Source organism: Acidobacteriota bacterium, from assembly GCA_021161905.1.
In the GTDB taxonomy this organism is placed as follows: domain Bacteria; phylum Acidobacteriota; class B3-B38; order Guanabaribacteriales; family JAGGZT01; genus JAGGZT01.
Window position 1 is genome coordinate 20820 of sequence record JAGGZT010000044.1, and the last position, 11956, is coordinate 32775.

12 protein-coding genes and 1 tRNA gene are annotated in these 11956 nt (G+C 49.1%); all 13 read right to left on the bottom strand.

The genetic code is table 11. The annotated features are described in order from the left end of the window. Positions 1 to 230: 230 nt before the first annotated feature. On the bottom strand, positions 231 to 584 hold the full coding sequence (locus J7L64_06130; protein MCD6451920.1) for a PqqD family protein: 354 nt from the start codon (positions 582 to 584) through the stop codon (positions 231 to 233). After that, positions 577 to 2568, bottom strand: a complete 1992-nt coding sequence (locus J7L64_06135) for an oligopeptide transporter, OPT family (GenBank protein MCD6451921.1) — start codon at positions 2566 to 2568, stop codon at positions 577 to 579. The genes J7L64_06130 and J7L64_06135 overlap by 8 nt, the downstream gene beginning before the upstream one ends. A 113-nt stretch (positions 2569 to 2681) precedes the next feature. After that, entirely contained in the window at positions 2682 to 3458 is a 777-nt protein-coding gene (locus J7L64_06140) for a tetratricopeptide repeat protein (protein MCD6451922.1), read from the bottom strand. A gap of 33 nt (positions 3459 to 3491) precedes the next feature. After that, a tRNA-Arg gene (locus tag J7L64_06145) sits at positions 3492 to 3568 on the bottom strand. Positions 3569 to 3697: 129 nt separating this feature from the next. Further along, positions 3698 to 4141 (bottom strand): type II 3-dehydroquinate dehydratase, encoded by a 444-nt coding sequence (aroQ, locus tag J7L64_06150; protein MCD6451923.1) that lies wholly within the window; start codon positions 4139 to 4141, stop codon positions 3698 to 3700. Next, a complete protein-coding gene (gene aroB, locus J7L64_06155) occupies positions 4134 to 5720 on the bottom strand; it encodes a 3-dehydroquinate synthase (protein MCD6451924.1) in 1587 nt (528 codons plus the stop codon). The genes aroQ and aroB overlap by 8 nt, the downstream gene beginning before the upstream one ends. A gap of 9 nt (positions 5721 to 5729) precedes the next feature. Further along, a complete protein-coding gene (gene aroC / locus J7L64_06160; GenBank protein MCD6451925.1) occupies positions 5730 to 6845 on the bottom strand; it encodes a chorismate synthase in 1116 nt (371 codons plus the stop codon). After that, entirely contained in the window at positions 6820 to 7683 is an 864-nt protein-coding gene (aroE, locus tag J7L64_06165) for a shikimate dehydrogenase (GenBank protein MCD6451926.1), read from the bottom strand. The genes aroC and aroE overlap by 26 nt, the downstream gene beginning before the upstream one ends. After that, positions 7676 to 8959 (bottom strand): 3-phosphoshikimate 1-carboxyvinyltransferase, encoded by a 1284-nt coding sequence (gene aroA, locus J7L64_06170; protein MCD6451927.1) that lies wholly within the window; start codon positions 8957 to 8959, stop codon positions 7676 to 7678. The genes aroE and aroA overlap by 8 nt, the downstream gene beginning before the upstream one ends. Beyond that, positions 8946 to 9836: a prephenate dehydrogenase gene (locus J7L64_06175; GenBank protein MCD6451928.1), complete on the bottom strand. Its 891-nt coding sequence runs from the start codon at positions 9834 to 9836 to the stop codon at positions 8946 to 8948. Before J7L64_06175 ends, aroA begins: the two co-directional genes overlap by 14 nt. Then, positions 9836 to 10849, bottom strand: a complete 1014-nt coding sequence (aroF, locus tag J7L64_06180) for a 3-deoxy-7-phosphoheptulonate synthase (protein ID MCD6451929.1) — start codon at positions 10847 to 10849, stop codon at positions 9836 to 9838. Before aroF ends, J7L64_06175 begins: the two co-directional genes overlap by 1 nt. A 1-nt stretch (position 10850) precedes the next feature. After that, on the bottom strand, positions 10851 to 11243 hold the full coding sequence (gene aroH, locus J7L64_06185; protein ID MCD6451930.1) for a chorismate mutase: 393 nt from the start codon (positions 11241 to 11243) through the stop codon (positions 10851 to 10853). Next, positions 11240 to 11956, bottom strand: a 717-nt coding sequence (trpA, locus tag J7L64_06190) for a tryptophan synthase subunit alpha (GenBank protein MCD6451931.1), incomplete at its 5' end; no start/stop codon positions are given. The genes aroH and trpA, both read right to left, overlap by 4 nt.

Below are 11956 nucleotides of genomic sequence, written 5' to 3' on the forward strand. Positions count from 1 at the left end.
AGAAAGTTTGTTATTGCGTAAGTTATCTTACAGTCTAAACTGGAAAATAGATTTATAAATGAAGCAGCTGTGGCTAAAACGAATCCCTCCTACCGATGAATATCGGCCGGTCGGAGGAAAAGAAGCCGGCCGGCCGATCCTCTCCCTTCATCCTCCCTCCTTTTTTCTTTTTATAAAAAAATTAAGGAGGGAAGATACCTCCCTCCCAAGACTGAGTAAAAGCTAATGCTTCACTTTCTTCTTGCCATCTCTCTAACCTCGGGATAAGAGATAAACCCACCTCGCTCAAGTTGGGAAAGGAAGAAGCTCAACCGATCGTAAACCGGCTCTACCCTCTCCCCAAAATGGGAGCGAAGTCTTTCGGCTATCTCCCTTACCGTTGTTTTGCCATCACATGCCTTCCACACCAGGGTTCCTATAACATCCAACTTCACCCGGTAGTACGGGTTCTTCAACCGGGGGAGAAGCCACTTTCTAAGCAAGGGGAAACGGAACCGGGGAATAACGAGGGAAACGCATTCCCCATCACCCTCCCATTCGCAGGAGCGAACCGGTTTAAGATCGAGAAGGTTTATCTCACTCACCCTCTGCCCTTTTAAGGGGAATGCTGGTTAAGAGATACGCGAGGAGACCAAACACAATGAGCCCGGGCCAAGCAGCGGTACTTATCGAGGGTAACTCTATACCAGCAACCACCAAAGCGGCAATCACTATCCCGGTAAGTGCTTCTCCAGCAATGAAACCAGAGGCAAGAAGGATACCAGTATTATCCACTCTCTCCTTGGCTTCGGCAGAAAGTCCTCTCTTCTCTTCCATTACCTGGACGATGTACTTGATAATACCACCAACAAATATCGCCGCCGTGGTCTGGAAGGGAAGATACATACCAACAGCGATGAGCATTGGAGAGGGAGCCTTGATCAATATTAACCCGATGGAAAGTACCATCCCCACAAAGACGAGGGGCCAAGCCATCTCACCGCCAACAATGCCTTTAGAAAGCATCGCCATCAACCCTGCCTGAGGAGCAGGAAGTTCTGGCCCACCTATCCCCCCTGGCGTACCCTGGTGAAGAATATTCAAGGGAACAACCATAACCAGCGCTGCTGCAATAACCCCGAGGATAACCCCGATCTCCATCTTCCAGGGGGTACCACCTAAGATATGCCCTACCTTGAGGTCCTGCATAATGTCTCCAGCAACACCAGAAGAACAACAGACAACGGCAGCAACACCAAGCACTGCCGCTATCCCGAGAGAACCCTTAACTCCGATAAGAACCATTAGAAGAGCAGCTACGATCAGGGTAGAAAGGGTGAGCCCGGAGATGGGGTTGTTCGAACTCCCAATTAAACCAACGAGGTATCCCGCTACCGCAGCAAAAAGGAACCCAGCGATGGTCATAACGATAGCGGCGACAATCGCTCCTCCAACACTCTGGCAGAAGTGATAATAGATGAACCCAATAGGGATGACCAAAGCGATGATGAAGAAAACAACCCAGTTATAGGGAAGGTCCTTTTCCAGCCGTGAAACCTCTGATACCTCACCTGCCCTCACCTTTCTCATATCCCTTATGGCGCGAGCAATCCCTGCGGTTAACGACTTCCTCATCGTGAACAAGGTGTAGAAGGCGCCAACAAGCATCGCTCCTACCGCCAGTGGCCTAACCTGAGAGAACCAAACCGAATTGGCGATATCGACCAACCCCGTGGGAACATAACCCACATCTCCCCTTAAGGGATAGTTGAGCAATCCGGTGAGATTTCGGTCAATGAACATAAGGAGAGGAACAAGGAGAAGCCAGCCGAGCACACCACCAGAAAAGACGATCGAGGCAAGGCGCGGTCCGATGATATAACCCACTCCAATCAGAGCCGGGGAAGCGGCTGGTGTGCGTAAAAATACGCCACCTCCATAAGCTCCAGCTTTTCCTAAGGGAGCTCCTCCGCCAGTCAACATTTGGATCTTTGATTTGGAGAATTTGAAGAAGTAGCCAACGGATTCTCTAAAGAGCTGAACGCCACTCGAGTTCTTGAAGAACTCGATCAAAGCAGCAAGCCCCAGAGCACCAAAGACATAACTCGCACCGGTCTGTCCCTTCTGCCCTGCCTTTACAATCTCGGCACAAGCCACACTCTCTGGGAAAGGAAGAGTGGTATCCTCAATCAATATCCTCCTTAAGAATATAACGAAGAGGACCCCAAGGACCCCACCAATAAGCATCAGCGCAGTGCTCTCCCAATATTTAAGGGTGGTCCAAACCCCGGCGAGAAGGAACGCGGGAATGGTGAAGATAGCCCCAGCGACCAACGCCTCTCCTACTGCAGCTGTAGTCCGGCAGATGTTCTCCTCAAGGATTGTGCCCTTAAAGGGCCTCAGGGCAGCCATCGCGATCACCGCTGCAGGGAAGGTTGCCGCTACCGTCATCCCCGCTTTAAGCCCGAGATAGGCATTAGCCGCTCCGAGGACTATTGACATTATCATTCCCACAAAAACAGCCTTGAAGGTGAACTCCCGGAGGCTGGTTTCTGCCGGCACATAGGGCTTGAATTCTTTTGCCGCCATTTAACCCTCCTTCACTTTAATTTGAATACATCTATACCTCAACCTTCTTCCCCTATCATCAAGGGGACAAATACTGTGGCTCGATTTGGTTTTAGCCTATTTCTCTCAAAAAATCAAGAATTTTCTCGAGCAAGAGACGCCTGCGGGGATATGTAATTTGCCTCCTTTTCTGCCTCATCACGATGGGGGGAATTGGGGAACTTCTCTATTATTCGTTGCAATAAAGGAAGGGCTTTCTCTCCCTTTCCTTCGTTGATATAACAAGAGGCGATCCTCCACAGAGCCTCATCTTCGGGAATGATCTCCTTCCCCTTGTTCAAAACTCGTTGGTAATACACTATCGCCTCTTTATTCTTTCCTACCCCTTCATATATCTCCCCCAAGGTATATGAGGCAAGGATTGCCACCGACTTTGGCGGGCTGGAATTGAGCGTCTCCTTCAATTTCTTAATGGCTAATTCAACCTTGCCCATCCGGAAATAACAAAGCGCTTGATAATACCTCGCCTGAGCAGCAGCATCGGAGCTGGGGTATTTCTCGATTACCTTGCCCAGCTCATCCAATACATATTGAAACTTCTCAGGAAGGGTGGAAAATCTTGGGAGATCGCTACGCATCCGGAAGTCCTTCGCCTCAGCACCTACCGGCAGGTGATAAATCTTTATAGGAAGAAAGAGCATCGCCTGCGCCTTCTCCTCCATACTCCTTCGATAATAATGCCAACCGGTAAGAAAGAGAGTAACCCCTACCGCTATAACCACCCCTATGGTAATCCACCTCTTATACTTGATGACCAAGGGAACAAGAAAATCATAAATCCGGTCTATAGTTGAGACGAACTCGTCCTCTTTCTTGATCTCTTTTCTAGTAAATCTCCTTTTTGGACTCATCTTTCCCCGCCTTTTTAAAGATTAAAAATAAAATGGAGCGCCTGGCGAGACTCGAACTCGCGACACAGGGATTAGGAATCCCTTGCTCTATCCTCCTGAGCTACAGGCGCCCCCTCTATCCTCAACTATCTTCTATCTCCAGTTTTTAATTTTAAGCCCTCTTTTTCCCCTTGTCAATAATTCAGTTCGCAAGCTCCGCTCCTTTCTACCTTCTCTCGGCTACATCCCAAAAGAGGGGGTTATCCTTTTCCCCCTAAAGATAACAAATACATCAGGGCGTAAAGGTAAACCCTCCACCCAAGACCAGTAATAACTCCAAGACAGGAAGAAGCGGTAACTGTCTTCCAGCGAAAATCCTCCCTGGCGAAAATGTTGGATAGATGAACCTCGACGGTGGGAATGGCGATCGCCCTTATCGCGTCCAGAATGGAGTAAGAGGTATAACTGAGGGCAGCAGGATTGATCACCATCCCATCAAATACTCCTTTCGCTTGATGTATTCTCTCTATTATCTCCCCTTCTGAATTGGACTGGAACCACTCTACCTCAGCTCCCTGCTCAGAGGCGAAAGCCCTTATCCGCGATTCAATCTCGGAAAGGGTAAGTGTGCCATAGATGTCGGTTTCCCTTTCCCCCAAAAGGTTTAAATTCGGTCCATTGATAAACAATATCTTCTTACCCATTTGATATTTCCTTTAAAGATTCAATGATATCCTCCCTCCCCACATCCTCCATTATTACCACCTTACCGATCCTTTTGGGAATGATGAAGGAGAGCTTCTTTCCTCTTCTCTTCTTATCGTACTCCATAATCGAGACGATCTCAGCTGGATCACCATCCCTCAAATAGGTAGGTACCCCCATCCCCTTAAGGACCTTCTTTAGCTCCACAAGAACCCCCTCTTGCGTCACACCGAGTATCATTCCCAATTTAGCAGCAGAGATCATCCCCAACCCCACCGCTTGACCATGAGAGATCTCATAATCGGAATAACCCTCCAAGGCGTGGCCAAAGGTATGGCCCAAATTCAAAACCCTCCGCTCATTTTTCTCAAAGGGGTCTCTGCTGACGATATCCACCTTAACCCTTACTGCCCTAATTATTAGCTCCTCAAGTAGTCCAAAATCCTTTAGCAAAACCCTTTCGTACTCTCTCCTTATAAGCTCAAAAAGCCCCTCATCTCCGATAACACCCGCTTTTAGTGCCTCGATCATACCTTCCCTCATATTGGAGGGATCTAAAGAAATGAGGAGCAGGGGATCAATCAGTACCAATCCGGGGAAGTAAAAGGTGCCGATTTGATTCTTCGCCTCACCGAGGTTAACCCCATTCTTACCCCCGATGCCGGCATCGATTTGAGCGAGCAAGGTGGTGGGTACATTGACCAGGTTAATCCCCCGATGAAAGGTGGATGCCACATAACCGCCGAGATCGGTTATCACCCCTCCCCCAAAGGCGATAAGGAGAGAAGAACGGTTCGCCTTTTCCTTTATTAACCAAGAGTACAGCTTCTCCGCCGTCTCCAAATTCTTTTCCCTCTCTCCAGGGGGGATGAGGAAAACAGAGTGATCAATATTTACTCTCTTCAGCCCATTAAGAAGCTTCTTTTCGTAGACAGGGAAAACCGTCTCATCAGATAAGATAAAAACCCTCTTCTCTTTAAGGATATCCTCTATATAAAGACCGACATCCTCGATAGCCCCCCTCCTTATTAGAACAGGTGATCTCTTCCCCTCAAGGGTTATCTCCAAAACCTTCTCCTCTCCCTTCAGTATTTTCAATATCTCTTCCACTACCTTAACCGGGGATAAGTTGGTGGTGTCGATCCTGTTGGGAAGCCTCAAGTAATGAGGCTCCCTTTCCCGGTAGAGCTTGATGAAGTTGTCCTCCGGATCGGGTGTCAAAAGTGGACGGTTGAGGTATTCCGAGCGAAGCCTCCTTAAAGCTTCCTCAGGTGAGGAAAGGAGGGTTATAACTATACCTGAGGAAGAAAGCAGATTTAAATTTTCCCTGTCGAGTAGTGTCCCCCCTCCGGTAGCGATGATTAAATCCTTCTCCTTAGCTACCCTTCTGCAAGCCTCTTGCTCCAGTTCCCGAAAACGAGACTCCCCGTATCTGGCAAAGATATCAGGTATCTCTAAACCAATCATCTCCTCGATATAGCTATCCAAATCCAAAAATCGAAGGCTCAATCTCTGCGCAAGCTCCCTTCCCACCGTGGTCTTACCCACACCCATCATTCCAGTAATAACGATGTTCATCCCACCGCCTCAGAGGTCATTAAGGCGTTTCTTGAGAAAGTTGTTATAGTTATCCCTCAGTTCGGATAAACTGTCTCCCCCAAATTTTTCCAAGAACAAACAAGCTATCTCCCAAGCAACTACCGCCTCCCCTATAATCCCTACTGAGGGAACGACACAGGTATCGCTCCTGATGTAGGGAGCTTTTGTCTCTTCTTTCGTTACCATATCGAAGGAAGAAATCCCTTTTCTCAAGGTTGGAATGGGCTTGACAAAAAGCCTCAGCCGGATCATCTCGCCATTTGAGACGCCTCCTTCTATCCCTCCGGCATTGTTCGTTCGCCTCCTCATCCCCTCTTCGTAATAAAGGGCATCGTGGAATTGGGAACCGGATACCCTGCTCCCCAAAATCCCCTCCCCTATCTCCACCGCCTTAACCGAAGGGATGCTCATCAACGCTCCTACCAAACGGCAGTCCAGTCTTCTATCGTAATGGACATAGGAACCGATCCCCGGAGGAAGTCCCTTTGCCAAAACCTCACACACTCCTCCTAATGTATCACCTTCCTCCTCAGCTTCCCCAATCCTCTCCTTTATCTTTGATGTAGCCTCGTTATCGAGACAGAAGAGATCGGACCCATCCCTCGCCTTCCTCGTCTCCGAAGTAAAATCATCGAGCTCGACCTCCGCTTCTACCCCACCGATCGCCAAGGTATGGGAAAAAAACTCTATCCCGAAATTGAGAAGGAATTGCTTGGCAATGGAGCCGATCGCTACCCTCATCGCCGTCTCCCGGGCACTTGCCCTCTCCGCTACCAAGTGGATGTTCTTAAACCCGTATTTGATCACCCCCGGCAAATCGGCATGCCCCGGCCTCGGGACCGTCCCGGTATCAAGTTTTTTTTCTCTATTCCTTATCATAAGGGAGATAGGGGAACCAATAGTTAACCCCTCTATTACGCCTGAGAGGATCTCCACCCTGTCCTCCTCAAAGGATGCCCTCTTTCCTCTGCCCCAAGCCCTCTTTCTCAGCTTAAGCTCCCTGTCTATCTCCTCCTTGCTGATCCTCACTCCAGCGACCATCCCCTCTATTATCCCCACCAGCGCCCTTCCATGGGACTCACCGGCAGTCAGAAAGCGAAGCATTTAAAACCTCCTCACAAGTTTTTATGAAGAAATCCTCGTCGATCCCTTCCCCTAACCATATCTTTAAGCTCTCAAGTGCTTGATAGAGCAACATAGCCAGTCCATTTTCGATTATCGCCCCCTTCTCCTTAGCCGATTTCAGGAACCTGGTAATCCTGGGATTGTAGATCAGGTCGAAAACTATAAAACTCTCCATTAAGGAAAAATCCATCTCCAAAGGAGAATCCTTTTCGAATGGCTTCATCCCTAAGGGGGTGGCATTAACGAGCAAATCGGCTCTTTTAGCTTTCTCCTTTATCCTTTCGGCATTCCATAAATGCCCCTTCAAATTCGAAATAATAAAGGAGAAATTGCTCAGGACCTCTTCTATCCTTTTCTCGCTTCGGGAGAAGAAGATGATCTCCTTAATCCCCAATTTATAAAGAGAATAGATGACCGCCTTAGCAGCCCCGCCGGCACCAAGGATCACCGCACAACTTATCTTTGAAGTGTCATATTTCTCCAAAGCTCTGGTAAATCCGATGTGATCCGTATTATAGCCTTTGAACCTCCCATCCAGGTTATGAACGACATTTATCGAACCTATCTTGGAAGCTTCCTCATCCAATTGGGAAAGATAGGGGATAATTCGCTCCTTGTGAGGGATGGTTACATTGAAACCCACCAAAGAGGAATTCCTGATATCCTCTAAGAACCTGGGAAGAGCTTCAGGGGATACCGAAAATGGGAGATAGAGAGAGTCGATCCCCAGCTTTTCAAAATAGTGGTTGAAGATCAACGGGGAAAAGCTATGGGATAAACCCCTTCCTAAAAGGCCAAATAGCATCCTCTCAGCCATCTTCCCATCCCTTTAAGAGGGAGTAAAAATTGGGGAAGGAGATCTTATAACATTCAAACCCCTCGATCTCCGTTTCACCCTCGGCGATTAACCCTCCGATAGCTAAGGTCATAGCTATCCGGTGATCGCCAAAGCTCCGAACAGAACCACCGTTGAGCCTCTGAGGTCCTTCGACGATAAGCCCATCCTCCCTCTCCTCCAACTCCACCCCCATTCTCCTCAAATTAAAGACAAGGGCACTAAGCCTATCGCTTTCCTTAACCCTCAGTTCAGAAGCCCCGGAAATCACCGTCCTCCCCTTAGCCTGCGTCGCCAAAAGAGCAACCAGGGGGATCTCATCTATCAGAGTGGGGACCTCCTCTTTTTCTATCTTCACTCCCCGGAGGGGACTTGTTGAGACAGAAATGGTGGCAACAGGCTCACCGGAAACGGTCCTCTCTTCGCTCAGGGCTATCCTGGCTCCCATCCTCTCCACCACCTTGAGAAAGCCGATCCTGGTAGGGTTGACCCCGACATCAGGAAGGACAATCTCGGAACCCTCAACCAGGAGGGCTGCGGTAATAAAGAAGGAGGCGGACGAAAAATCACCGGGAACAACTACCCTCTGAGCGGAAAAACCCCTTTCCCCCAAGACGGAGATCACCTCGTTCCTTCTCTCAATATCTGCCCCAAAGTATTTAAGCATCCTCTCCGTATGGTCACGGGAAGGGATCGGCTCTTCGATCTCGGTCATTCCATCACTTAAAAGCCCTGCCAGGATCAAAGCGGATTTTACCTGAGCACTGGGAAGGAGAAGTCTATATCTTACCCCCTTCAAGTCTCCTCCTCTAATCCCCAAAGGGAGTTTATCCCCACCCTCCCTTCCGTCAATCTGAGCCCCCATCCTTCTTAAGGGGTCGACCACTCTCCCCATCGGTCTTTTTCTGAGGGAGGAATCTCCGGTGAGCACGGAGAAAAAACCTTGGCCCACGAGTATGCCCAATAAAAGACGGGCAGTGGTCCCCGAGTTCTCCGCATCGAGGACCTCCCTTGGCTCCTCAAAGCCAAAGAGTCCTTTTCCCTCCACCTTTACCCTGCCTCCGCTCATTTCGATCTCAACGCCCATCTTCCTCAGACAGGAGACGGTAGCGAGGCAATCTTTAGCGGGGAGGAGGTTTTCAATCTCCGTCCTTCCCGAGGCGAGCGAGGCGATGAGAAGAGCCCGATGGGAGATGGACTTATCCCCTGGGATCTTAATCTCGCCTTTGAAGCCCCTTCCCTTCCTAACAACAGCCATCATAACCCCTTCCTACGGCAGAACGGAAACCTCTCATCTGAGATAGAAAAGCCATAACCTTCTCCTGATCGGCTTCCTCTATCAACCATTTCACCTTGCTCAGCTTCTCCTGGAAAGCATCGATCATCTTGACTATCTGGTGGTGGTTGGTCCTTAAAATGCCTGTCCCTACCTCCTCTTCGGTTAGAGAAAGTCTGGTAGCCCCCAAGAATCCACCAGCGATGAAATTATCCACCAAAGGATCCTTTTTGAGGAAACCGTTAGCCAAAAAAGATAGGGCAAGCGATAAGACATACGGCAGATGACTGGTAAGAGAGACGATGAGGTCATGCCTCTCCGCATCTATCTCCAAGGGGATCGCCCCAATCTTCTCCAAAATGCCGAAGACAAAGCCCCTCCCGATATAACTCTTGCTGGTGGGAAAAATGGTGGCAAAGACCCTATTCCGGAATAGAAAGGGAGATGCCGCTTTGTAGCCCGCCTTCTCTGTTCCCGCCATTGGATGCCCTCCTATCAGAATACGATCGGAATGCTTCTGCATCATAAGGGTTATCGCCTTCTTTGTGCTTCCAGAATCTAACAGGATTGCTCCGGGCTTCATATACTTTGTGATCCTCGGAATTAGATCGAGAATGGTAAGGACCGGGGTAGAAAGGAAGATAAAATCCGCTTCCTCAATTGCAGAAGAAAGCCGGGATGTAGCCTCATCCACCAGCTCTTCTATCCCTGGTTCAGAAACGACCTCCTTCCTGTCCACTCCGATTATCCTTTTTCCTATCTTACTCTCCCTTAAAGCCAAGGCAAATGAACCACCAATTTGGCCCAGCCCCACAATGGCTATCACAATGTCCCTAAAGTCGCTAAAGTCGGACTCCATCAAATCCTCCTATTGACCGCATCTGCAACAGGCTTAAGTTCTTCCATTAATTGGGCAAACTCCTTTAGGTTAAGGCTCTGAGCCCCATCGCTTAGAGCCTTTTCCGGTTCTGGGTGTACCTCGATGAGGAGGGCATCTGCCCCTGCGGCTACCGCCGCTTTAGAGACAGCAGAAATAAGCGATCTCTTTCCGGTACTATGACTGGGATCAACACATACCGGGAGGTGCGAGAGCTCGTTCAACAGAGGGACGGCAGTGATGTCCAAGGTGTTTCTGGTATATTTTTCAAAGGTTCTGATCCCCCTTTCGCACAATATAACCTGTGGATTACCGTTAGAGAGGATATACTCAGCCGCCATCAACAGCTCCTCGAGGGTTGACATCATCCCCCGCTTCAATAGAACTGGTTTATCATACCTTCCCACTGCCTCGAGGAGAGCGTAATTCTGCATATTCCTCGCTCCAATCTGAAGGATATCCGCCACCTCCCCCACCACCGGAACGAGCTCCGGCGACATAACCTCAGTCACGATGGAAAGACCCACCTTCTCCTTCACCTCTGAAAGTAGCTCAAGCCCCTTTTCCTTCAATCCCTGGAAGCTGTAGGGCGAGGTGCGTGGTTTGAAAGCGCCTCCCCTTAAGATCCTGGCGCCCGCCTCCTTCACCGCATAGGCTGTCTCCATTATCTGATCCCTGCTTTCCACTGCACAGGGACCAGCCATAATGATGACCTCATCACCTCCAATGCTGATACCGTTTATCCTCACCACGCTTTTTTCGGGGTTGAACTCCCTGCTCGTCAATTTAAAGGGCTTGAGAAGGGGAACTACCCGTTCCACCCCCTCAAAGGCGGCAAAATAATCGTGGGGGATCTCCTTTCCATTCCCCACCACTCCAATTACCGTCTTTTCCTCCCCCTTAAGGAGGTGGGCTTTGAAGCCCAGCTTCTTCACCTCCTTTAGGACCTTTGAGATATCCTTAAGGGAGGCGTCTTTCCTCATTATTATTACCATCTCACCCTCCCCCCTTCAAATCGGGCCTAAGATTGACCGCTTCTCCTAAGTATTGATGCCTTACTTCATCCTGCCTTTTATCCACATAGGCATGAAGTAAAACCCTTATTACTCTCTCCATACTACGCGGTACATCGATCTCCCGAGCACATAAGGCAGGAACATATTTCCAGCCCATCTCCCTCAAAGCATAAGCGGGAAACTCGGCGTTAATATCTTTGGTAACGGTAAAGAAGACGCTTATAATGTTTTCCTTCTCTAAATTATTCTTTAAAACTATACTCTCTAAAAGTTGCTTAACCGCTTTTAGAATGCATTCTCTATTATTCCGCTCTATCTTAATAGCACCCCTTATACCTCTCACCCAGACACCTTTCTCCTCGTTATTGTTCATATTACCCTCCTTAAGCTCTTCAAAAAAGCTCTTATTGCTTGAAGAACCTCCTTTTCCTCTTCTCTTCCCTTTATTAGGCTAACGATGGCACTCCCTACTATCACCCCATCGGCTAATTCCGTCACCCTCTTTGCCTGCTCGGCGTTCGATATGCCAAAGCCAACGCAGATCGGCTTGGGGGTAGCCTTCCTCACCCTTTCCACATAGGAAACCAAATCTTGAGGAAGCTTATCCCTCACCCCGGTCACCCCGGTAAGGGAGACGAGATAGATGAATCCGGAAGATTGGTCTCCGATCCTTCTAATCCTTTCCTCGGAGGTGGTGGGAGCGACGAGATATATCAAATCTATCCCATTAGCGGAGAGAACCTCCTTCAGGGGAAAGCTCTCCTCCAGCGGTAGGTCTGGAACGATCACCCCATCAACCCCCGCCTCCTTAAGCTCCCTTCCGAACTTCCCTATCCCCCTTGCTACGATCAGGTTGAGGTAAGACATCAAGATCAGCGAGGTATTGACCTCCTCCTTTATTCGAGCGACCTCCTCCAACAACCTGGGAAGGGAAAAACCCCTCTCCAATGACCAGTGGCTTGAGTGCTGGATCATCTTTCCATCAGCAAGAGGATCGGAAAAGGGGATGCCGATCTCTACAAAATCCGACCCTTCCTCATCAGCCGTCAATAACAACTCCCGGAATAGCTCCGGTGAGGGGTAAAA

Bases quoted from the DNA above. Each gene is read 5' to 3' on its own strand.
- J7L64_06135 (MCD6451921.1), bottom strand. From the start codon at position 2,568: ATGGCGGCAAAAGAATTCAAGCCCTATGTGCCGGCAGAAACCAGCCTC.
- J7L64_06140 (MCD6451922.1), bottom strand. From the start codon at position 3,458: ATGAGTCCAAAAAGGAGATTTACTAGAAAAGAGATCAAGAAAGAGGAC.
- aroQ (MCD6451923.1), bottom strand. From the start codon at position 4,141: ATGGGTAAGAAGATATTGTTTATCAATGGACCGAATTTAAACCTTTTG.
- aroB (MCD6451924.1), bottom strand. From the start codon at position 5,720: ATGAACATCGTTATTACTGGAATGATGGGTGTGGGTAAGACCACGGTG.
- aroC (MCD6451925.1), bottom strand. From the start codon at position 6,845: ATGCTTCGCTTTCTGACTGCCGGTGAGTCCCATGGAAGGGCGCTGGTG.
- aroE (MCD6451926.1), bottom strand. From the start codon at position 7,683: ATGGCTGAGAGGATGCTATTTGGCCTTTTAGGAAGGGGTTTATCCCAT.
- aroA (MCD6451927.1), bottom strand. From the start codon at position 8,959: ATGGCTGTTGTTAGGAAGGGAAGGGGCTTCAAAGGCGAGATTAAGATC.
- J7L64_06175 (MCD6451928.1), bottom strand. From the start codon at position 9,836: ATGGAGTCCGACTTTAGCGACTTTAGGGACATTGTGATAGCCATTGTG.
- aroF (MCD6451929.1), bottom strand. From the start codon at position 10,849: ATGGTAATAATAATGAGGAAAGACGCCTCCCTTAAGGATATCTCAAAG.
- aroH (MCD6451930.1), bottom strand. From the start codon at position 11,243: ATGAACAATAACGAGGAGAAAGGTGTCTGGGTGAGAGGTATAAGGGGT.